Origin of the sequence: Roseomonas populi (assembly GCF_024594815.1) — a bacterium.
Classification (GTDB): Bacteria; Pseudomonadota; Alphaproteobacteria; order Acetobacterales; family Acetobacteraceae; genus Roseomonas; species Roseomonas populi.
On the sequence record NZ_JANJOU010000030.1, the window covers coordinates 1 to 19,245 of the forward strand.

The 19,245-nt window shown below is 72.8% G+C and carries 20 protein-coding genes and 1 pseudogene; 7 read left to right on the top strand and 14 right to left on the bottom strand.

All coding sequences use genetic code 11. From position 1 onward, the window contains the following. Positions 1–666 (top strand): annotated as a pseudogene (locus NRP21_RS24160) (MmgE/PrpD family protein); the annotation flags it as partial. Between the two features lie 67 nt (positions 667–733). Here the strand turns inward: NRP21_RS24160 and NRP21_RS24165 are convergent. The 4 genes from NRP21_RS24165 to NRP21_RS24180 form a co-directional block, all read right to left on the bottom strand. Then, positions 734–1,840: an Ldh family oxidoreductase gene (locus NRP21_RS24165; protein WP_257718804.1), complete on the bottom strand. Its 1,107-nt coding sequence runs from the start codon at positions 1,838–1,840 to the stop codon at positions 734–736. 107 nt (positions 1,841–1,947) lie between these two features. Further along, positions 1,948–2,370 carry a cupin domain-containing protein gene (locus tag NRP21_RS24170; protein WP_257718805.1) on the bottom strand — a complete coding sequence of 141 codons (423 nt, stop codon included), beginning with the start codon at positions 2,368–2,370 and terminating at the stop codon, positions 1,948–1,950. A 61-nt stretch (positions 2,371–2,431) separates the two neighbouring features. Next, complete coding sequence (locus NRP21_RS24175) at positions 2,432–3,412, bottom strand: Bug family tripartite tricarboxylate transporter substrate binding protein (protein WP_257718806.1); 981 nt, start codon at positions 3,410–3,412, stop codon at positions 2,432–2,434. A gap of 63 nt (positions 3,413–3,475) precedes the next feature. Further along, positions 3,476–4,450 carry a Bug family tripartite tricarboxylate transporter substrate binding protein gene (locus NRP21_RS24180; protein WP_257718807.1) on the bottom strand — a complete coding sequence of 325 codons (975 nt, stop codon included), beginning with the start codon at positions 4,448–4,450 and terminating at the stop codon, positions 3,476–3,478. Between the two features lie 94 nt (positions 4,451–4,544). On the opposite strand from NRP21_RS24180, the gene NRP21_RS24185 reads away from it, so the two are divergent. From NRP21_RS24185 to NRP21_RS24195, 3 genes are all read left to right on the top strand, one after another. Further along, positions 4,545–5,336, top strand: a complete 792-nt coding sequence (locus NRP21_RS24185) for a GntR family transcriptional regulator (protein WP_257718808.1) — start codon at positions 4,545–4,547, stop codon at positions 5,334–5,336. A gap of 67 nt (positions 5,337–5,403) precedes the next feature. Continuing rightward, positions 5,404–6,399 (top strand): amidohydrolase family protein, encoded by a 996-nt coding sequence (locus NRP21_RS24190; RefSeq protein ID WP_257718809.1) that lies wholly within the window; start codon positions 5,404–5,406, stop codon positions 6,397–6,399. A gap of 3 nt (positions 6,400–6,402) precedes the next feature. Beyond that, positions 6,403–7,479 carry an Ldh family oxidoreductase gene (locus tag NRP21_RS24195; protein WP_257718810.1) on the top strand — a complete coding sequence of 359 codons (1,077 nt, stop codon included), beginning with the start codon at positions 6,403–6,405 and terminating at the stop codon, positions 7,477–7,479. Between the two features lie 43 nt (positions 7,480–7,522). On the opposite strand, the gene NRP21_RS24200 is transcribed toward NRP21_RS24195, so the two are convergent. Beyond that, positions 7,523–8,497, bottom strand: coding sequence for a Bug family tripartite tricarboxylate transporter substrate binding protein (locus NRP21_RS24200; RefSeq protein WP_257718811.1), 975 nt, complete (start codon positions 8,495–8,497; stop codon positions 7,523–7,525). Between the two features lie 46 nt (positions 8,498–8,543). Then, positions 8,544–9,758: an FAD-dependent monooxygenase gene (locus NRP21_RS24205; RefSeq protein WP_257718812.1), complete on the bottom strand. Its 1,215-nt coding sequence runs from the start codon at positions 9,756–9,758 to the stop codon at positions 8,544–8,546. 212 nt (positions 9,759–9,970) lie between these two features. On the opposite strand from NRP21_RS24205, the gene NRP21_RS24210 reads away from it, so the two are divergent. From NRP21_RS24210 to NRP21_RS24220, 3 genes are all read left to right on the top strand, one after another. Further along, complete coding sequence (locus NRP21_RS24210) at positions 9,971–10,879, top strand: LysR family transcriptional regulator (protein ID WP_257718813.1); 909 nt, start codon at positions 9,971–9,973, stop codon at positions 10,877–10,879. Positions 10,880–11,049: 170 nt separating this feature from the next. After that, complete coding sequence (locus NRP21_RS24215; RefSeq protein WP_257718814.1) at positions 11,050–12,273, top strand: PQQ-dependent sugar dehydrogenase; 1,224 nt, start codon at positions 11,050–11,052, stop codon at positions 12,271–12,273. Between the two features lie 5 nt (positions 12,274–12,278). Further along, the gene (locus NRP21_RS24220) at positions 12,279–12,866 is read left to right on the top strand and encodes a c-type cytochrome (RefSeq protein WP_257718815.1); all 588 of its coding nucleotides are present in this window, start codon (positions 12,279–12,281) and stop codon (positions 12,864–12,866) included. Position 12,867: 1 nt separating this feature from the next. Here NRP21_RS24220 and pqqE read toward each other — a convergent pair whose 3' ends face one another. From pqqE to NRP21_RS24260, 8 genes are all read right to left on the bottom strand, one after another. Then, positions 12,868–13,968 carry a pyrroloquinoline quinone biosynthesis protein PqqE gene (pqqE, locus tag NRP21_RS24225; RefSeq protein WP_257718816.1) on the bottom strand — a complete coding sequence of 367 codons (1,101 nt, stop codon included), beginning with the start codon at positions 13,966–13,968 and terminating at the stop codon, positions 12,868–12,870. Next, positions 13,965–14,240, bottom strand: coding sequence for a pyrroloquinoline quinone biosynthesis peptide chaperone PqqD (gene pqqD, locus NRP21_RS24230; protein WP_257718817.1), 276 nt, complete (start codon positions 14,238–14,240; stop codon positions 13,965–13,967). Before pqqD ends, pqqE begins: the two co-directional genes overlap by 4 nt. After that, entirely contained in the window at positions 14,237–14,986 is a 750-nt protein-coding gene (gene pqqC / locus NRP21_RS24235; RefSeq protein WP_257718866.1) for a pyrroloquinoline-quinone synthase PqqC, read from the bottom strand. The genes pqqD and pqqC overlap by 4 nt, the downstream gene beginning before the upstream one ends. Positions 14,987–14,991: 5 nt before the next feature. Then, the gene (gene pqqB, locus NRP21_RS24240; RefSeq protein ID WP_257718818.1) at positions 14,992–15,924 is read right to left on the bottom strand and encodes a pyrroloquinoline quinone biosynthesis protein PqqB; all 933 of its coding nucleotides are present in this window, start codon (positions 15,922–15,924) and stop codon (positions 14,992–14,994) included. 38 nt (positions 15,925–15,962) lie between these two features. Beyond that, positions 15,963–16,124 carry a pyrroloquinoline quinone precursor peptide PqqA gene (gene pqqA / locus NRP21_RS24245; protein ID WP_257718819.1) on the bottom strand — a complete coding sequence of 54 codons (162 nt, stop codon included), beginning with the start codon at positions 16,122–16,124 and terminating at the stop codon, positions 15,963–15,965. 17 nt (positions 16,125–16,141) lie between these two features. Next, positions 16,142–17,383 carry an MFS transporter gene (locus NRP21_RS24250; protein WP_257718820.1) on the bottom strand — a complete coding sequence of 414 codons (1,242 nt, stop codon included), beginning with the start codon at positions 17,381–17,383 and terminating at the stop codon, positions 16,142–16,144. Positions 17,384–17,405: 22 nt separating this feature from the next. Then, on the bottom strand, positions 17,406–18,377 hold the full coding sequence (locus NRP21_RS24255; protein WP_257718821.1) for a Bug family tripartite tricarboxylate transporter substrate binding protein: 972 nt from the start codon (positions 18,375–18,377) through the stop codon (positions 17,406–17,408). A 90-nt stretch (positions 18,378–18,467) separates the two neighbouring features. After that, positions 18,468–19,235: an SDR family NAD(P)-dependent oxidoreductase gene (locus NRP21_RS24260; protein ID WP_257718822.1), complete on the bottom strand. Its 768-nt coding sequence runs from the start codon at positions 19,233–19,235 to the stop codon at positions 18,468–18,470. Positions 19,236–19,245 lie beyond the last annotated feature (10 nt).

Below are 19,245 nucleotides of genomic sequence, written 5' to 3' on the forward strand. Positions count from 1 at the left end.
GCCGGCTTCGCCGCCGCCACCAGCGAGGACACGGGCAAGTGGGGCCCTGCGCTGGAGGGGCTGGGCGAGCGCCACGCCATCGCCGCGATGACCTTTAAGAACTACGGCTGCTGCGGCCACATCTTCCCCGGGCTGGACGGGATCGCGGCCCTGCGCGACGCCCGAGGCTTCGGTGCGGCGGACGTGGCCGCCATCCATGTCGGCGGCTACGGCCCGACGAAGACGGTGTGCGACCGCCCGGAGGCCCGCACGGAGCAGGACTGCCGCTTCTCCATGCAGTACTGCGCCGCCGCCCTGCTCCACCTCGGCGGCGTGCGTCTGGCCGCCTTCGAGCCGGAGAGCCTGGCGGATCCCGCCATCCGCGCGACCATGGCGAAGGTCACCGTCTCCCTTGCGCCCGACCTGGCGGATGCTTACCCCGCCCGGCGCGCCGCGCGCGTCTCCGTCACGCTGCGCGACGGCACGGTGCTGGAGCACCTCCAGCCCACGCGGAAGGGCGACCCGGACATGCCGCTGAGCGACGCCGAGCTCTCGGCCAAGTTCCACGAGCTGGCAGGGCCCGCCATCGGCGCCGAGGCGGCCGCGCGGCTGGAAGGGGCCCTGCTGCACGGCGACGCGCTGCCCGGCCCCGTGCCGCTTCTGGCGCCGGCACGGGAGGCGGCCTAGGGCCTGCGCCGCCCACCCGCCTTCGGGCCGGAGAGGGTGCGGCGGCAGGTCCTCCTGCGGGGCGGCATCAGTCCAGGAGGAGGAAGGGCGCGCCGCAGCTCTGGCAGACGCCGCGCAGCTTTTCGATCAGCGCGTCCGGCAGCGGGATTCCGTCGCGCCGGCGCTCCGCCCGCGTCGCCGCTTCCGGGTCGCCGGGCACCAGGACCGGGCGCTCCGGATCGGCCGGCTGCGCGGCGTGGAGCACGTCGATGGCATCGTCCAGATCCGCCTCGAACCCGCCGTCGTCGCGGAAGGCGTCGGGGTCCATGGCCAGGAAGAAGTGGCCGAGATTGTCGGGCTGCTCCGGCCGCTGCGTCCGGTTGCGGATCGGCGAGAAGGAGGCGCCGGACAGCGTGCCGCCGAGGATGTGGACCATCATCGCCAGGCCGTAGCCCTTGTAGCTCGCCATAGCCTCCACCCCGCCCAGCGGCGTCAGGCCGCCGGTGTCGCGGTGGTAGAGGATGTCGAAGCCCTCCGCCGCGTCCACAACGGGCTCCCCCTTCTCGTCCAGGACCCAGCCCGGCGGCAGCGGCTTTCCCTGCAGGTCGTGGACCTTCACCTTGTTCGAAGCGACGGTTGAGGTCGCCATGTCCAGCAGGAAGGGATTGTTGCGCCCGGCTGGGGCAGCGAAGGCCAGCGGGTTGGTGCCGAGGAGCGGCACGGCCGCGCGTGTCGGCACCACGGCGATGTTGCGCGTGGCGCTCGTCACCAGGCCGATCATGCCCTGCCGCACCGCAAGCCCCGCGTAGTAGCCGGCAGCGCCGAAATGGTGCGAGTTGTTCACGCACACGGCCGCCAGCCCGGACAGCCGCGCCTTCTTGAGCGCGAGCTCCATGCCCATGACGGCGGCCGGGTGCCCCATCCCGGCATCCGCGTCCACCAACGCCGTCACCGGGGTTTCGCGCACCACCCGCGGCCGTGCCGCCACGTTCAGCTTGCCGAGCTTGCGCGCGCGCTCGTACTCCATGAGCATCGAGATGCCGTGGGAATCCACGCCGGAGAGATCGGTGGCCAGCATCGCGTCTGCGGTGACGCGGATCGCCTCCTTCGGCATGGTCCAGGCGGTCAGGACCGCGACGATCTGGGCGTGCACCCGCTCGGCGGGGATCCGCCGCGCGCTCCCGGCATCCGTCATGGTTCGTCCCTTCCCCTCGTCCGGCGGCGATCTTGGGCGGGCGCGACCATCCGTTCAATGTGGCGGCCGGTGCGCCCCGGCTGCCCGGGGCGTGGACCTGGCCTGCTTCAGGCGGCAGGCTTGGTATGCTCGGCGAGGACGGGGCGCGTGTCGCCAGTCTCGATGAGGGTGCGGGTGGCGTCGATCCGGGCATAGGTCCAGAGGATCTTCATGCCCTCGGTCCCGGACGCGTTGATGAAGCGGTGCGGCACGCCCTCGGGGATCCAGGAGATGTCGCCGGCCTTGACCTCGTGCTGCACGCCGTCGATCTCTGCGATGGCGTTACCCTCCAGCAGCAGAACGCTCTCCTCGCAGTTGTGGGAGTGCAGCGGGATGGAGGCGCCGGGCGCGAAGATCGTCATGCCGTTGAGGAAGCTCTTGGCGCCGATATGCGGCGTGACGAGCGGGATGGTCTTGGCCCCGCCGCCGCGCTCATAGGCGGGCATCTCGTCCGGGTACATCACCACGCCCTTGGTGCTGTCGCTCGTCATTCTCCGGTCCTTCTCTCAGTCCAGGGATCTGGCCGCTGCGCGGCCGCATTCTGCCGGCGTGTCAGTTGAGCTGGATGTTGAACTCGCGGGTCAGCGCGCTCCAGCGTGCCACGTCCTCCGCCAGATAGGCGGCGAAGGCGGCCGGGCTGTCGCTCGGCGTCGCGCGCACGGCTTGGCGCTCCAGCGCGGCCAGCACCTCCGGGTCGCGCAGGATGGACACGACGTGGCGGTGCAGCGCGGCAATGAGGGCATCCGGTGTACCGGCCGGCGCGAAGAGCCCGTTCCACAGGGTGGTGACGAGGTCCGGGAAGCCGGCCTCCACCGTGGTCGGCGTGTCCGGATAGGCTGCAAGACGCTGGCGCGCGACGATGGCCAGGGGCCGCATGCGGCCGGCCTCGATATGCGGCGCCGCCGCCGACACGTTGAACTCGGTGATCTGCGCGTCTCCGCGCAGCAGGACCGGCACGATCTCCCCCGCGCCGCGGAGCGGCAGGTGGACGAGGTTGATGCCCGCGCGCCTGGCGAAGGTCTCGAGGTCGATGTGCTGGTAAGACCCCACCCCGGCGGAGGCGTAGACGAGCGGCTTCGGGCTGGCCTTGGCCCGCGCGACGAAGTCCGCGAGGGAGGTGGCCGGGAAGTCCGCGGGAGCGAGGAAGAACTGCGGCGCCTCGATGAGGTTGGTGATGGGGACCAGCCCGCGGGAGGGCACGAGGCCTCGCTCCGGCCCGGCCATGGCCGAGTTGATCGCGTGGGTGGAGACGTTGTTGACGATCAGCGTGTGCCCGTCCGGTCGCTCCCGCATGACGTAATCGTTGGCGATCCAGCCATTGGCGCCCGGCCGGTTCTCCACGACCACGTTGCCGCCGATGAGCTTCGAGAGGGGATCGGCGATCACCCGCGCGATCAGGTCGGTGGTGCCGCCGGGGACGAGCGGGACGATCAGCCGCACCGGGCGCGACGGCCAAGCCTGGGCACGGGCCGCGCGCGGCAGCCCTGCCAGTGCGGCGCTGCCGAGCAGGAGACGGCGAGTGGTGTTGGGCATGTGTGGTTCCTCCCGACGGTCCCCGGCTTTCCGGCCGTTGCCCGGCCGTGATGGGGCGACGCGCTATTCCATGCGGATGCCGGCGGTGCGGACGATCTCGCCCATTCTCGCGTAGTCCTGGGCCAGCGCCGCGCCGAAGGCCTCCGGCGTGTTGCCGACCACCTCGTATCCCAGCCCCTCCAGCCGGCTCCGCACCGCGGGCACGGCCAGCGTGTCGCGCAGCGCCGCGTTCAGCCGCGCGACGACCGCGGGCGGCGTGCCGGCGGGCGCGAGAAAGGCGCCCCAGGTGAAGAAGCTGAAGCCGGGCAGGGTCTCCGCGACGGTTGGCGTATCAGGGAAGGAATCGATCCGCGCGGGACCGGCGGTGGCGAGCATGCGGAGCTGGCCGTCGCGCACATAGGCGTTGGGCGTGGGCAGCCCGAAGAAGCCGTAGGGCACCTCCCCCGCCGTGACGGCGAGAAGGGCGGGCGTCGCGCCGCGGTAGGAGATGTGGTTCATCCGCACGCCCGCCGCCCGCAGCAGCATCTCCATGGCGATGTGCTGCGGGCTGCCGGCGCCGCCGGAGGCAAAGTCGATCCCGCCCGGCCGGGCGCGGGCCTCGGCGATCATGCCCGCCACGTCCCGCGCGGGCGCGGAGGGGTGCGCGACCAGACCCCAGCGGATCCGCACGATCTGGCCGATCGGCACGAGGTCCTTCAGTGGGTCGTAGCCGGCCGCGGGGTGAATGTTGGGCAGCGCGGTGACGACGGCGTCGTTGACGGCGAGCAGCGTGTAGCCGTCCGGCGCGGCCCGGGCGCCGGCACGCATGCCGGCGAGGCCGGAGGCGCCGGTCTGGTTCTCGATCACCAGGCGCTGGCCCAGCAGGTCGCCCATGCCCTCCGCCACGATGCGGACCACCACATCCACGGCGCTGCCAGCGGCAAGCGGCTCGATCACGCGGATCGGGCGATCGGGATAGGCGGGCTGGGCCGCCGCGCCGCCCGCGGAGAACGCCGCCATCGCGGCGGCCAGAACCCACCGGCGCATCCTGCCCGCCATCCCGTTTCCTCCGGCCGCGTGATCCGCGCCCCTTTGCGTTATAACGATACATGACCTATTCATGGCTGCGCTTGTCAAGCGCGGATGCGGGTGGATGAAGGGAGCGAAGGGGTTGGCGGGCGACGGCCCGCCCGTGCTGAGGCCCTTGCGCGGCGGCCCGGCCGTTCCGCGCTGGCTGCAGCTGAAGCACGCGCTGCGCGACCTGATTACCTTCGATCTCGGCCCCGGGGACCGCATTCCGACCGAGGCGGAACTGGGGGAGCATTATGGGCTGTCCCGGATCACGGTGCGGCAGGCCGTCACCTCCCTTGTCGATGAGGGGCTGCTGCACCGCCAGCAGGGCCGCGGCACCTTCGTCCGGCTGGCCCGGCGCGAGGCGCCGCTGCAGAAGCCCGGGCACTTCCTGGCCAGCGCCTTCGACGAGGCGTCGCCCGGCCGGATGCGGATCCACGCCGCCGAGACGGTTCCTGCGCCGAGCTGGGTGGCGTCCCGCCTGGGGATCGCGGCCGATGCGCCGGCGCACAAGGTCCGCCGGCTGCTCGAGCGCGACGGCGGGCCGGTGGCGATCCGCACCAGCTTCGTGCCGGCGGCGCTGGCGCCGGATCTGCTGAGTGCCGACCTCTCGCCGCCGCTGCACCTCGTGCTGGAGGAGGTCTTCGGCCTCGTCGCGCTGGAGGCGCAGGAGCGGATCGAGGTGATCCGGGCCGATTCCTTCCGCGCGCGCCTCCTGGCGATCGCCGAGCACGAGCCGCTGGTGATGACCGAGCGCGTGGCCGCGGACGCCGTCGGCCAGGCGATCGAGTGCGCGCGGACCTATTACCGCGCCGACAGCTTCTCCTTCACGCGCACCCTGCGCCGGGGAGAGGTGCGCCCTGTCCGGCCTTGACCGGACCGGAAGAATTCATCCTATAACGTCATAGGACGGCGGCGACAGACCGCGACGGGGGATCGCCATGGCAGTGATCGACGCTCACACGCATATCCTCACGGAGGGCATGATCGCGGCCATCGCCGGCGCCGTTCCCGGCCTGGCGCCGCGGCTGACGCGGCTGGACGACGAGGCCGGGATCCTCGAGATCCTGGATATCCGGCAGAACCCCTTCCCCCGCGCGGCCTGGGACCTGGAGCGGCGCTTCGCTGACATGAGGGGGCAGCGCGTGGACATGCACGTGATCTGCAACATCCCCCACACCTTCCTCTACGAGGCGGAGGCGGGCGCGGCGGACACGGTGTCCGAGATCCAGAACGAGTCCATCGGCGCGCTCTGCCGCGAGCACCCCGGCCGCTTCATCGGCCTCGCCACCGCCCCGATGCAGGATCCCGCGCGCGCGGCCGCCACGCTGGAGCGGGCCGTGACGGTGCACGGGCTGCGCGGGCTGCATCTCGGCTCCAACATCGCCGGGCGGAACCTGGACGATCCCGCGCTGGACGCGGTGTGGGAGGTGGCGGACCGCCACGCGCTGCTCGTGCTCGTGCACCCGCACAAGGTCGTCGCGGCCGAGCGGATGCGGAGCTACTACCTCACCAACCTCATCGGGAATCCGCTGGAGACGACGATCGCCGCGGCCTCGCTTGTCTTCGGCGGGGTGATCGAGCGGCACCCGCGCATCCGCTTCCTCCTCTCCCATGCCGGTGGCTTCGTGCCCTTCCAGGCCGGCCGCTTCCGCCACGGCTGGCGCGTGCGGCCGGAGCCGAAGGCGCGGCTGAAGGGCGACCCGACCGAGAGCCTGGACCGGCTGCTCTACGACAGCATCACCCACGCACCCGGCGCCCTGCGCTTCCTGCTGGAGGAGGTCGGCCCGGAGCGTATCGTCTTCGGCACCGACTACCCCTTCGACATGGGCACGACGCGGGGCGTGGAGGAGGTGGAGGAGGCGATCGCCGACCCGGCGGCGCGGGACGCCATCCTCTCCGGCAATGCCCGGCGCCTCCTCGGGCTGGAGGGCTGATCCGTGGCGGAGGAGGAGGCCGGGGCGCCCCGGCACGGCGCGGCGGCGCTGACCGGCTTCGCGGCCGACGTGCTGGCCGCGCAGGGCATGCGGGCGGAGGAGGCGCGGCGGGTTGCCGAGCTGATGGTGGAGGCGGACCTGACCGGCGCCGATTCCCACGGCATCTTCCGCCTGCCGCAATACGTGCGCCGGATGCGCGCGGGCGGCATGAACCCTCGGCCGGAGATCACCGTGCGGCGCCTGGCGCCGGCGGTGGCGATGGTGGAGGGCGACAACGGCCCCGGCCACCTCGTCATGTCGAAGGCCGGCGAGACGGCGATCGGGATCGCGCGGGAGAGCGGCATCGCCTGGGTCGGCGCCCGCCGGTCCAACCACGCGGGATCCGGCGCGGTGCACGCCTGCCTGCCGCTCGCGGCGGGGATGGTCGGCATCTATACGGTGGTGGCCAGCGCGAACCACATGGCGCCCTGGGGCGGCACGGAATCCCTGCTGGGCACGAACCCGCTGGCGATCGCCATCCCCATGGGGGAGAGCGATCCCGTCGTGCTGGACATGGCGACAACGGTCGTCTCCTACGGCACGGTGAAGGGCCATGCGCTGCGTGGCAAGCCGATGCCGGAGGGCTGGATGATCGATGCCCGCACCGGCGAGCCGCTGACCGACCCGAAGCGCAGCCACGAGGGCATCCTGCTCCCCGTCGGCGGCTACAAGGGCAGCGGGCTGGCGCTGGTGCTCGGCCTGCTGGCGGGCCCGCTGAACCGCGCCGCCTTCGGGCGCGACGTGGTGGACTTCAACGCCGACGACCGCACGGTGACGGAGACGGGCCACGTGCTCATCGCGCTCGACGTCTCGCGCTTTCTGGACCCGGCTGCGTTCCAGGCGGAGGTGCGGCGCCACCTGGAGGACCTGCGGAACTCCGCGCGCCTGCCCGGGGTGGACCGCATCCGCACCCCCGGCGAGCTGCGGGGCGAGCGGCGGCGGGAGCGCGCCGCGCGGGGTGTCGCCCTGCCCACGGCCCTGGTGGCGCAGCTCGATCGGCTGGCCGCCGCGGCTGGCGTTGCGTCGCTGGCGGAGCGCTGACCGCGCCCTGATCCTGCGCGCCGCGTCCTGCCGGCGGCCGCGCTCAGAGCCGGAGCCCGGTCCGCCGCACGGCCTCGCCCCAGAGGCGTGATTCGGCCGCGATGAAGGCGGCGGCCTCCTGCGGCGAGTTCGCGACGGGCTGCACCGCCTGATCGAGAAGCCGCTGCCGCACCTCGGGCTGGCGAATCACCGAGACCGCGTCCCGGTTCACCTTCTCGACGATGGCGTCCGGCGTGCCGGGCGGCGCCATGATCGCGTACCAGGCGATGGCGGAGAAGCCGGGCAGGGCGGTCTCCGCCACCGTCGGCACGTCCGGGATCTGCGGCGCGCGCTCGGCCTGGCACACCGCCAGAATCCGCGTGGCGCCGGACTGGTGGAAGGAGAGGGAGGAGGACAGGTTGTCGAAGAACAGGTCCACATGCCCCGCCACGAGGTCGTTCAGCGCGGGCGCGGTGCCGTTGTAGGGCACGTGGTTGAACTGCACGCCCGCCGCCGCCTCGAACATCGCGGCGGTGAGGTGGGAGGTGCTGCCCATGCCCTGGTTAGCAGCGTTGATGCCGCCCGGCTTCTCCTTCGCCCGCTCGATCAGCGCCTTCAGGCTCCGTACTTCAAGCTTGTTCGACACCTCGACGATGTTGGGGGAGGTGCCCATGACGATGACCGGGCGGAGCCGCGCCGGGTCGAAGTTCAGCCGCGCGTAGAGGTGCTGGTTGATGGCGAGGGAGGGCGGCGGCGCGGCCAGCAGCGTGTAGCCGTCCGGCTCCGCGTTCGCGACATGCGCCGTGCCGATGTTGCCCGCGGCGCCCGGCCGGTTGTCGATGATGACGGGCTGCTGCCAGATGGAGCGCAGCCCCTCCACCACGATGCGCGGGACGGAATCGGCGGTGCCGCCGGCTGGAAAGGGAACGACCACCCGCACCGCCTGGCCCGGCCAATTCGCCTGAGCGCGGCCACTCCGCGGGAGCACTGCCGAAAGCCCCGCGGCCACGAGGCCCGCGCCGAGTGCACGCCGTTCCATCGCCTCTCTCCCTTCTCCCGCACTTCCCGCGGGCGCCTCTCCGGCTTCAGCCCGATACGGGCTCCAGTTCCGCCGGAACCTCCCTGCCGTCCCGGAAGGCGGCCGCGGCCGCCGCCACGGCGGCGTCATAGAGGCGGCGGCGGCACCGGCCCGCCGCGGCGAGCGCCCGGGCCCGCTGCTCCAGGCTGCCCGTGCGGGAATCGTAGCGCAGCCCGTTCCGCCGCGCCTCGGCCTGGATGACGTCGGTGCGCGCGCGGCGCAGCGCCTCGTAGCCCCGGAGGATCTCCGGCACCTCCGCCGCGTCCCGCCCCTCCAGCAGCACGGCCAGGGCCACGCCGTCCTCGACCGCCTGGTTCGCGCCCTGGCCGAGATGGGGGAGCATGGGATGGGCGGCGTCGCCGAGGAGGGCGAGGCGGCCATTCGTCCAGCTCTCCAGCGGGCGGCGGTCGTAGAGACCCCACCAGAAGCAGCTCTCCACCTTCGACAGCAACTCGGTCACCGGCGCGTCCCAGCCGGCGAAGGAGGCGGCCAGCTCGTCCCGGTCGCCGACGGCGGACCAGGACTCCACGGTCTGGCTGCTGGTGGGGACGAAGCCGACATAGTTGAGGAGCTGCCCGCCGCGGACGGGGAAGACCATGAAGTGCTTCCCATCGCCCATCCAGACCTGGTGCGCCTCGTCCAGCCAGCCCGGCAGCCTCTCTCGCGCGATCAGGCCGCGATAGGCGCGGGAGCCCGAGTATTCCGGCGGCATGGGGCCGACCACGTGCTTCTGCAGGGCCGAGTGGATGCCGTCCGCCGCGATGACGACATCCGTCTCCGCGGTGCTCCCGTTCGCGAATTCCAGCCGGGCGGTGCGCCCATCCTGCTGCAGGCCCGTGCAGCGGTGCCCGGTATGCACCACGCCGGCCGGGAGCGCGGCGGCCAGCGCCTCCAGCAGGTCGGCCCGGTGCATGCCGTAGAAGCCGTTCCAGCCGCTGGAGTCCGCCATGACGATCGGGCCGACGACGCTGCCATCCATGCGGTAGTAGCGGGAGGCGGGGCCGACCCTGGCGCCCACCGCCGCCAGCGCCGGGCCCAGCCCCATGCGCTCCAGCTGGCGCAGGCTGTTCGGGTAGATGAAGACGCCAGCCCCGACCTCGCCCAGCACGGGCGCCTGCTCATAGACCGAGACCTGGAGGCCGCGGCGCAGCAGGGCGAGGGCGGCGGAGAGCCCCCCGATGCCGCCCCCCACGATCGCGGCGCGCAATGGTTGTGCCGGCATGGCGTGTGTCCTTCGTGCTGCCGTGTTCAGGGCCGCAGGGCCTTCGGCGGAACTGGCAGGGCGGCCCGGCACCGCCGAATGCGGCGCACCATGCCCAGGCCTGTCCGGCCCCCATTGCCTTCGCCAAGAATGAGGAGGCGGAATTCATTCGACAACACGGGGTTACACTCTTAGTTCATGGCGAACGACTATAGATCCCCGGGGTGGGGCCGGTGAGCATCAACCTTCGTCAGCTCCGCGCCTTCATCGCCGTGGCGGAAGCCGGCAACTTCACCCGTGCCGCAGGGGCGCTGCACACCGCGCAGCCCATGGTGTCCTCCCTGGTCCGGGAACTGGAAGAGGAGCTCGGCTTCCGCCTCTTCGACCGCACGACCCGCCGCGTGGAACTGACCGAGGCCGCGGCGGAATTCCTTGAGGATGCCCGGCGCCTGACCGGGGAGCTGGACAGGGCCGTGCTGCGGGCGCGCGGCATCGGCGCGCGGCGGCGCGGCCATCTCAGCATCGGCGCACCGCCGCTGCTCGCCGCCGCGCTGCTGCCCGGCGTGATCCGCGATTTCGCGAGAGCGGCGCCCGGCGTCACGGTGACGCTGCTGGACCGCCCCATCGCCACGATCAGCGCGCTGGTACGGGACGGCGAGGTGCAGCTCGGCATGGGGACCTTCCGGCGGGAGGAAGGGCTGGCGCGGGTGCCGCTGGTCGCCGACCAGCTGTCCCTCCTTTGCAGGGCGGACCACCCGCTCGCCCTGCGGGCGGAGCCGGGCTGGGCCGATCTGGCCGGCCTGCCGCTGATCGCGCTGCGCCCGGGCAACGGCATCCGGGACCAGGTGGAGCGCGGCTACGAGGCCGCGGGGCTGCGCGCGGAGCCGGCCTTCGAGCTGGACCAGATCGGCACCGTCGTGGCCATGGTGGAGGCAGGCCTCGGCATCACGGTGCTGCCGCCCTATGCGCTGGGCCCTCTCTCCACCGGGTCGCTCGTCGTGCGCCCGCTGGGCCGCCCCTCCATCATGCGGGAGATCGAGATCGTCCATAGGGAGGGACGCTCGCTCCCGCCGGCCGCGGCGGGGTTCGTGCGGCTCCTGCGGGCCGGTGCGGCGCGCCTGCAATCGCGCCCGGCGGGCTAGATCCGCCCGCCCATCCTGGCGAGCCGCTGCCGGTGCGCGTGAGCGGGGCCGGAATGGCGGGGCGCGGCGGCAGCCGCCGGCCAGGGAACCATCCGCGGCATTGTCTTACGTTACCGTCATCATCTAGCCTCGCCGGGGATGGCGCAGAAAGCGCCACCGAGGAGGAACTCATGACGTCCCATCCCGCGTGGCGACCGGCCCTAGCCGGCGTGCTCTCCCTTGCGATCGCCGTCCCGGCCCTGGCCCAGCAGCCCGCTGCACCGGCAGCGCCGCCGTCCTGGGCGCAGGGGCGCACGGCGGAGCAGGCCAACAGCCCCCTGGCCCCCCACGCGCCGCGGCTGACGGCGACGCCCGCCGACCGCATCCCGCTGGACTCCATCCGCCTGCCCGAGGGCTTCAAGGCGGAGGTCTGGGCCTCCGGCATGCCGGGCGCGCGGATGATGACGCGCGGCGAGGACGGGACGATCTATGTCGGCACCCGCGCCATCGGGCGCGTCTATGCCGTGAAGGACGAGGGCGGCAACCGCACCTCGCGGGTCCTCGCGCAGCGGCTGGACAACCCGAACGGCGTGGCGGTGAAGGATGGCGCGCTCTACGTCATCGCGATCAACAGGGTGCTGCGCTACGACAACATCGCGGGGAACCCGAACGCCGAGCCGGTGGAGCTGACCCAGGCCTTCAACCTGCCGACCGAGGCGCATCACGGCTGGAAGTTCGCGGCCTTCGGCCCGGACGGCAAGCTGTACATGAACATCGGCGTGCCCTGTAACACCTGCACCTTCGACGAGAACCGGCACGCGCTGATCGTGCGCTACAACCCCGATGGCTCGGGGCGCGAGATCATGGGGCATGGCATCCGCAACTCGGTGGGCTTCGACTGGCGGCCGGGGACGAACGTGCTCTACGCCAGCAACAACGGGCGCGACTGGGCGGGCAACGACGCGCCGGACGACACGCTGCACCGCCTCTCCCGCCCCGGCGAGCACCACGGCTTCCCCTACTGCTCCGGCAATGCCTGGCAGGATCCCGGGCAGACCGGGCGCAAGTGCTCGGAGTTCCCGGCCCCCGTCGCGATGCTCGGGCCGCACACGGCGGCGCTGGGGATGCGCTTCTACACCGGCACCATGTTCCCCGAGGCCTACCGCGGCCGGGCCTTCATCGCGCGGCACGGCTCCTGGAACCGCGACGCGAAGAGCGGCTTCGACGTGGTGACGGTGGCGCTGAACGAGGACGGCTCGCAGGGGAAGATGGAGCCCTTCCTGACGGGGCTGCTCGATTCCGGCGACAACAGCTTCAAGGGCCGGCCGACCGACGTGCTGGTGATGCCCGACGGGGCGCTGCTCGTCTCGGACGAGCAGAACGGCGCGATCTACCGCATCTCCTATCAGCGGTGACGGGCTTGCGGGTTTTGTTCCTGGGGCTGGCGCTGTTGGCGCCGGCCCTTCCTGCCGCCGCGCAAGGTAGCGCGGCGGAACGGGGCGAGAAGCTGGCAGCGGAGCGCAGCTGCGGCGCCTGCCACGGCGAGCGCGGGGTTTCCGCGACGCCCTCCATTCCCTCCCTGGCCGGGCAGCAGCAGGAGTTTATCGCGCTGCAACTCGTGCTGTTCCGAGAGGGGTTGCGCGACATCCCCGCCATGAAGGAGCCGTCCGACGGGCTGACGGACGAGGGGGTGGAGGATCTGGGCGCTTATTTCGCCTCGCTGCCCCACGCGCCGCCGCCGGACCGGGCGCGGCGGAACGTGCCCGCCTACAACAACGGCGCTGCGCTGGCGAACCGCCTGCGCTGCGGCGTCTGCCACCTGCCGAACCTCGCCGGGCAGAATCAGGTGCCGCACATTGCGGGACAGCGGGAGGAATACCTGTCCGGGACGCTGAAGGCGTATCGCGACAGCACGCGGCACGGCACGGACACGCAGATGAACGCCGTGGTGCAGGGGCTGACGGACGCGCAGATCGACCAGATCGCGCACTACATCTCGCAGCGGTAGCTCAGCCCGGCACGGTGGCGCGGGCCATTTCCCGGTAGGTGAAGTCGCCCTCCGCGACGGCAGCTTCCTGCACCGCCAGATCCAGCAGGTGGTGGTGCGGGGAGAGGGCGCAGGCGGGATCGGTCGCCGCCGCCTCGCCGGTCAGCGCGAAGGCCTGGCAGCGGCAGCCGCCCCAGTCGCGCTCGCGGTGCTCGCAGCCTTGGCAGGGTGCGGGCATCCAGCCGGTGCCGCGGAAGCGGTTGAAGGCTTCCGAATGCGCCCAGATGTCGGCGAGGGAGTGGTCGCGCACGCTCGGGAAATCGAAGCCGGGCAGGCTCTCGGCGGCGTGGCAGGGCAGGGCGCGGCCGGCGGGGGAGACGGCGATGAAGGACCGGCCCCAGCCACCCATGCAGGCCTTGGGCCGGTGCGCGTGGTAGTCCGGCACGACGTAGTCGATGACGAGGCGGCCCTGGAGGCGGGCGCGCGCCTCGGTGACGGTGCGCGTGGCGGCGTCGAGCTGGGCGCGGCTGGGGAGGAGGGCGTCGCGGTTCCGCAGGGCCCAGCCGTAGTACTGGACGTGCGCGACCTCCAGCCGCCCGGCGCCGAGGGACAGGGCGAGGTCAATCAGCGCGGGAAGCCGGTCCAGGTTCTGGCGGTGGACGACCGCGTTGAGGGTCAGGGGCAGGCCGGCGGCGTGGACGGCCTCGGCGAAGGTGAGCTTTCGGGCATGGCCGCCGCGCAATCCGCCGATGCGGTCGGCGGAAGCCTCCTCGGCATCCTGGACGGAGAGCTGGACGTGATCGAGCCCGGCATCGGCCAGGGCTTGCAGCTTCCCGGCGTCGAGCAGCACGCCCGACGTGATGAGGTTGGAGTAGAGGCCGGCACGGGCGGCGTGAGCGACGATCTCCGGCAGGTCGCGCCGCGCGGCGGGCTCCCCGCCGGAGAGGTGGAGTTGCAGCACGCCGAGGGCTGCGGCCTCGCGGAAGACGCGGCCCCAGGTCTCGGCGTCCAGCTCCGCCGAGGCGCGAGAGAGCTCGACGGGGTTTGAGCAGTAGGGGCAGCGCAGCGGGCAGCGGTGGGTGAGTTCCGCCAGCAGGCCCAAGGGGGGCGGGGGCGCGGTCATGGCGTGACCACGCCCTTTCCGTGCAGGTCGCTCAGCAGGGCGAGCACGTCGGCGGCGATGGCCTCGCGCGGGGCGTCGTAGCGGGCGGCGAGGTCGTCCACGATCGCGTCCACGCTGCGCGCGCCGTCGATGAGGCGGAGGATCTCCAGCGCGATCTCGTCGGGGACGAAGAGGCGCTCGGGGCCCACCACCACCCAGCGGTTGCGCGCCGCGTCCTCGCGCAGCCGCATGCCGCGGGCGAAGCGGGGGACCGTGGCGGGTGCGACCGTCACGGCACGCCCGGGACAAAGGCGCCCGGCGGGGGAAGGCCCGGGGCGACATAGGCGTGGTGCAGCGCGTCCAGCTGCGCCCAGAGGAGGTCGCACTTGAAGCGCAGCGCAGCCAGCACCTGTTCCTGCTGCGTGCGGCTGCGCGCCTCGCGCGTCACGTAGTCCAGGGCGAAGGCGACGTCCTGGGGCGCCTGGGTCAGCCGCGGGGTGAAGTAGGCGAGCGTCGCCTCGTCCACGAAGTCGTAGGCGCGGAGCATGCCGCTGACGCGCTCCGAGATGATGGCGGGGGAGAACATCTCGGTCAGCGAGGAGGCCACCGCCTCCAGTAGGCTGCGCTCCCGCACGAAGTGGACATAGGCGTCCACGGCGAAGCGGGTGGCGGGCAGCAGGCCGCGCAGAGAGGTGACATAGGCGTCGTCCAGCCCGAGGCCGCGGGTGAGGACGAGCCAGCGCTCCACCCCGCCGGGCTTGCTGCCGTCGCCGTCATGGTCCTCCAGTCGGCGGCGCCACTCCCGGCGCAGCGCCGTGGTGGGCAGGCGGGCGAGGAGGGAGGCGTCCTTCGCGGGGATGCTGGCTTGGTAGTAGTAGCGGTTCAGCGCCCAGGCCTGGACCTGGCCCTTGGAGAGTTTCCCGCCGTGCAGCAGCCGGTGGAAGGGGTGCAGGTTGTGGTAGCGCTCCGCGCCGATGGCGCGCAGCCGCTCCTCCAGCTCGTCGGGCGGGAGCAGGTCGTCCTCGTTCTCGTCCAGCAGCGCACTCACGCGGTGATCTCCATGCCGTCCTCGGCGACCTCCCAGCCGGCGGCGGCGACCATGGCGCGCTCCGGGCTGTCCTCCAGCAGGACGGGGTTGGTGTTGTTCAGGTGGACGAGGATGCGGCGCCGCACGCCAAGGTCCTCGAAGGCGGCGAGGGTGCCATCCTCGCCGGAGATGGACATGTGGCCCATGCGGGCGCCCGTCTTGGGGCCGGCGCCCGCGCGGATCATCTCGTCGTCGCGCCACAGCGTTCCGTCGAAGAGCACGACCTCCGCGCCGCGGAGGCGGGCGTGGAGGTCATCGGTCATCGCCGCGCAGCCCGGGATGAAATGGACGGCCCGCCTCCCCTCCGCGCGCAGGGCAAGGCCGATCGTGGTGCCCGGCTCGCCCGGCTCGGCCTCGTCCCGGGTTTCCTGGAACAGGGGAACCTTGCTGGGAACGGGATAGGCCTCGACGGAAAGGCCGAGCGGCTCTCCCCCGGCATCGCGAAGGTCTAGCGGTGCCTCCAGCGGAAGGTCGCGGCGGGGCACGATGGCGGGGTTCAGGGCGCCGAAGATCGGGTTCGCGGCGAGCACGGCATGGGTGGGTGCCGTTGCGTAGAGGGCGAAGGGATGACGCTCGCGGAGGGAGAGGAGGCCGGCGATCGTGTCCACCTCGGCCCCTGTCAGCACGGCGGCGGCGATGGGGGAGTGCCGGACGGCACTTCCAACAGGGCGCGGGTGCAGGGCGGGGGTGGCGGCGATCTGCGCCGTCAGCTCCGGCGCGGCGTTGACGAGCACCCAGCGCTCGCCATCCGCGCTGGCGGCCAGGGCGCACTGGGTGCGGGGGCGGGCGGCCGGATCACCGGCGCGCGCGCGGCGGCAGCCCGGGCCGGCAGAGTTCCACTGCGGGAAACCACCGCCGGCCGCGGCGCCGAGCACGATGAGCTTCAGCATCCGGGTCCTGTTCCCCCGGCCGGGCCGGGGGCGGCGGGTCAGACCTCCGCGCAGGCGTAGGAGTTGATTTCCATCGCGACGGAGATCTCGACGATCTTGGGGGTCTTCCAGGCCATATCCGTTCCTCCTTTGGGTTGCCGTTTGGCAACCCCGATATTCCGAACGATCGCGTTGCCCGCGTCAATCAATCTTTCCGCCACGGCCCGGCCGCTCCGGATCACCCGGCGCGGGCGGCCGGCTCCTCCGTATCGCTGTCTCGGCGCAGCTCTGCCTGAAGGGCAAGGGCGGCCGGCACCGCGGCGGCGCAGAGCAGGGCCATGGGCCAGAAGCCCTGCCCGCCCCAGCGCGCGTAGAGCAGGCCCGAGGCCCAGGTCAGCACGGCGCTGACAAGGCCGGTTCCGAGCGACGCGTAGACCGTCTGGGCGCTGGCCGCGAGGTGGCCCGGCACGAGGCGGGCGATGACTGCCATGGCCGCTAGGTGCTGCGCGGCAAAGGTCAACCCGTGCAGCGGCTGCACCAGCAGCATGGCCGGCAGCCAGCTCGTCACCGCCATGACCGACCAGCGCAGCGCGCCCGCCCCCGCCGCCAGCGCGGTGAGGAGGGCCGGACCGAGGCGCGCGAGCAGGAAGGGGCCGAGCAGGAAGAACACCGCCACCTCGGCCGCGACGGAGATGGACCAGAGCATGCCGATCGTGCCGGCCGACAATCCCGCTGCCTGCCAGTGAAGCGTCGCGAAGCCCGTGTAGAGCGCGTGGCTGCCCGTGATCAGGCCCGCGGCGAGGAGGAGCCAGTGGATGCCGGAGATGCGGAGAAGCGCGCGGATGCGGCCGGCCGAGGTCATCGCCGGTCCTGCCGGATGTCCCGCCGCCTCGGCCAGCACCGCTCCCCCGCCCGCCGAAGGCAGGAGGGCCACGGCGGCGGCGGCCAGCGCGAAGAGCGCGGCGTTGAGCGGGAGCACGACGTTCGGGGTGCCCGCCCCGGCGGCCGCCAGGCCGGCCAGGGTGCTGCCCACGACGAAGGCCGCGGCGCCCGCGCCCCGGACCCAGCCGTAGCTGAAGCCCCTGCCCCCTGGCGCAGCGGCGGCGGGGACCGCCAGGGCGTCGGGCAGGGGGCCGATCGGGCCCGTTGCGGCGGCATGGGCGGCGCTGACCAGGAGAAGGCCGGTGAAACCGCCCGCCGCCCCGTAGCCGAGGGAAAGCCCGGCCGCCGCGAGGAGCAGCACCATCAGGATCAGGCGCGGTGCGCCGAGACGATCGGCGACCAGCCCGGCGGCCGGGACGGCTATCAACCGCACCACCATGGCCACGGCGAGCAGAGTCCCGATCTCCTCCGCGCTCCCGCCCTGGCGGGCCAGGACGGCGGGAAGAAACGGGCTGAGCACGCCCCAGCCGGCATAGAGGGCGATGTACAGGAACAGGTAGTCGACCAGGGGGCGCGCGAGCCGCCATGCCCTCAGCAAAGGACGGGTTCCCCGCCGCGGGTCAATCCGCGCTGATGCGGGCGGTCCTGACCACCTGCGTCCACTTGGCGATTTCGGCGCGCAGATAGTCCGCCATCTCCTCCGGCCCCGCGGGAAGAGGCTCAAGGCCCAGCTCCGCGAAGCGGGACGTGATCTGGGGCAGGGCCTCGCGGGTCGCCGCGTCCAGCCGCTCGATGATCGGCCGGGGCGTGGCGGAGGGGACGAAGAGGGCCGTCCAGACGCCCATCTCAAAGCCGGGCACGGTCTCGGCCACGGCGGGGATCGCCGGCAGCTCCGCCAGGCGCCGCGCCGAGGTGACGCCCAGGGGCACGAGCCGGCCCTCCCGCGCGTGCGGCAGGGAGGAGGGGAGCGTGTCGAACATCAGGTCCACCTGCCCTGCCAGCACCGCCGAGGCCGCGGGCGCCGTGCTCCGGAACGGCACGTGCAGCAGGTCCACGCCGGCGAGCGACTTGAACAGCTCTCCCGCGAGGTGGCTGGAGGTGCCGTTGCCGCCGGAGCCGTAGGTCAGCACGCCCGGCTCTGCCCGTGCCCGCGCGATCAGCCCGGCTACGTCCCGGATGCCCTTGGAGGGATGGGCGACGAGCAGGTTCGGGCTGGTGGCGACGCCCGAGACGGGCGCGAAGTCGGCCACGGGATCGTAGGTCAGGCTGCGGTAGAGGCCGACATTCATCGCGTGGGTGCTGATCGTTCCCATCAGCACCGTGTAGCCGTCCGGGGCGCTGCGGGCCGCGGCCTCCGTACCGATGATGCCCGCGGCGCCCGCCCGGTTATCGACGGTGACGGGCTGGCCGAGGCTGGCGGAAAGGCGCTCCGCCAGGATCCGGGCCGCGATGTCCGTGAAGCCGCCGGGGGCGAAGGCCACGATCATCCGGATCGGGCGCGCCGGCCAGGCCTGCGCCCGCGCCGAGCGCGGAAGGGTGCCGGGCAGGGCCGCGCCGGCGATCGCCGCAAGGGCGTGGCGTCTCGTCGTCATGGCCGCATTCCTCCTCGCGCCGCCTCCGCGGCTTCCCGGGGAGGACGGCACGAACCGCCGGGCGGAGCAAGGGGGCGGGGTTCCGGCCGGTCAGGCCGCGGTCAGCCCGCCGTCGAGGACGAGGACCTGGCCCGTGATCGAGGCGGCGCCGGGGCTGGCCAGGTAACATACGGCCGCCGCCACCTCCTCCTCTGTCGGGAAGCGGCCGGAGGGGATGCGCGCCAGCATTGCCTCGCGCCGCCGCGGATCGGCGAGGATCTGCTGGCGGGAGGGCGTCATCACCGTCGCGGGGGCGACGGCGTTCACGCGGATGCCCTGCGCAGCCCACTCAATCGCCAGCATGCGCGTCATCTGGATGATGCCGCCCTTGGAGATGCCGTAGACCGACCGCTCCGCCAGCCCCACCAGCCCGTGGGTGGAGGCGATGTTGACGACGCTGCCGGGGCGCGCCTCCGCGATGCAGGCGCGGGCCAAGAAAGCGGAGAGGAAGAACCCGCCCTTGAGGTTCACGTCCAGCACCTCGTCCCACTCGTCCCAGCTCACCTCCACTGCGGGCCGGTGCAGGGCGCGGGCGGCGTTGTTGACGAGAAGGCCGAGCGGCCCGACCTCGCCGGAGGCGCGCGCGAAGGCCTCGCGGATGCTCGCCTCGGACCGCAGCTCCAGGGAGACGGGCACGACACGCCGCCCGGCGAGATCGGGATGGGAGAGCAGCTCCGTCAGCCATCCCGCCTCGATATCCGTCACCGCCAGGTCGAAGCCCTCGCGCGCCAGGGCCAGGGCGATGGCGCGGCCCAGGCCGGTTGAGGCGCCGGTCACCATGGCCGTCCGCGTGGCCGCGCCGTCCTTCACGTCACCCATCCTCTTGCGT

Coding starts and splice junctions, on each gene's coding strand:
- NRP21_RS24170 (WP_257718805.1), bottom strand. CDS start 2,370: ATGACGAGCGACAGCACCAAGGGCGTGGTGATGTACCCGGACGAGATG.
- NRP21_RS24205 (WP_257718812.1), bottom strand. CDS start 9,758: ATGCCGGCACAACCATTGCGCGCCGCGATCGTGGGGGGCGGCATCGGG.
- NRP21_RS24185 (WP_257718808.1), top strand. CDS start 4,545: ATGAAGGGAGCGAAGGGGTTGGCGGGCGACGGCCCGCCCGTGCTGAGG.
- NRP21_RS24255 (WP_257718821.1), bottom strand. CDS start 18,377: ATGACGACGAGACGCCACGCCCTTGCGGCGATCGCCGGCGCGGCCCTG.
- NRP21_RS24260 (WP_257718822.1), bottom strand. CDS start 19,235: ATGGGTGACGTGAAGGACGGCGCGGCCACGCGGACGGCCATGGTGACC.
- pqqE (WP_257718816.1), bottom strand. CDS start 13,968: ATGACCGCGCCCCCGCCCCCCTTGGGCCTGCTGGCGGAACTCACCCAC.
- NRP21_RS24180 (WP_257718807.1), bottom strand. CDS start 4,450: ATGGCGGGCAGGATGCGCCGGTGGGTTCTGGCCGCCGCGATGGCGGCG.
- NRP21_RS24175 (WP_257718806.1), bottom strand. CDS start 3,412: ATGCCCAACACCACTCGCCGTCTCCTGCTCGGCAGCGCCGCACTGGCA.
- NRP21_RS24200 (WP_257718811.1), bottom strand. CDS start 8,497: ATGGAACGGCGTGCACTCGGCGCGGGCCTCGTGGCCGCGGGGCTTTCG.
- pqqB (WP_257718818.1), bottom strand. CDS start 15,924: ATGCTGAAGCTCATCGTGCTCGGCGCCGCGGCCGGCGGTGGTTTCCCG.
- NRP21_RS24165 (WP_257718804.1), bottom strand. CDS start 1,840: ATGACGGATGCCGGGAGCGCGCGGCGGATCCCCGCCGAGCGGGTGCAC.
- NRP21_RS24215 (WP_257718814.1), top strand. CDS start 11,050: ATGACGTCCCATCCCGCGTGGCGACCGGCCCTAGCCGGCGTGCTCTCC.
- NRP21_RS24190 (WP_257718809.1), top strand. CDS start 5,404: ATGGCAGTGATCGACGCTCACACGCATATCCTCACGGAGGGCATGATC.